The sequence below is a fragment of the Brachyspira sp. SAP_772 genome (assembly GCF_009755885.1).
Taxonomy (GTDB): Bacteria; Spirochaetota; Brachyspiria; order Brachyspirales; family Brachyspiraceae; genus Brachyspira.
This window is the reverse complement of sequence record NZ_VYIX01000307.1, coordinates 1-578: the sequence shown is the minus strand read 5'-3', so window position 1 is coordinate 578 and position 578 is coordinate 1. Positions and strand designations below refer to the sequence as shown.

Below are 578 nucleotides of genomic sequence, written 5' to 3'. Positions count from 1 at the left end.
AAATAATATAAAATATTTTTGAAAAAAATAGTGAAAGGACAAAGAGATAATTTATGAATAATATAGTTATATATTTAATAATCTTAATAGCATTAGCTTTCTTTACATTTATCTTAATAAAAAAAATAATAGCAAATAAAGATACTAAAATAGGAAAAGTRTCAGCAAAATTAAACAAAGAGAGAATATTAGAATTAAAAAAAAGAGTTGCTAAAGATGAAAATGATTATGAGGCAATATATGAACTTGCAATGTTGGAAGAAAATATAGGAGAGAATGAAGAAGCATTAAAAAAATATGAACAATTAATGGATATAGGATATTTAAGAGGAAAGGCTCAGATTGATGCTGCAAAAAAATTGGAGGAAAAATACTATTCATTAGGAAATAGAGAAAACACATTAAAATATTCTGCTATTGTATTTAAAATAGATCCTAAAAATACAATATACGCTATAAAGGCTGCAACTATATTAACATACGAAGGAAATTTTAAAATAGCTTGCGATTATTTTTCTAAAGTATTATCTTCAAAAGATGAATTTGATATTGATAATATTAAAGCAGCAGCTTTTGCT

1 protein-coding gene is annotated in these 578 nt (G+C 23.2%); it reads left to right on the top strand.

Annotation, left to right across the window (positions count from 1 at the left end; all coding sequences use genetic code 11):
* Positions 1-53: 53 nt before the first annotated feature.
* Positions 54-578: tetratricopeptide repeat protein (locus GQX97_RS14205; RefSeq protein ID WP_368666589.1), on the top strand; the 525-nt coding region annotated here is incomplete at its 3' end.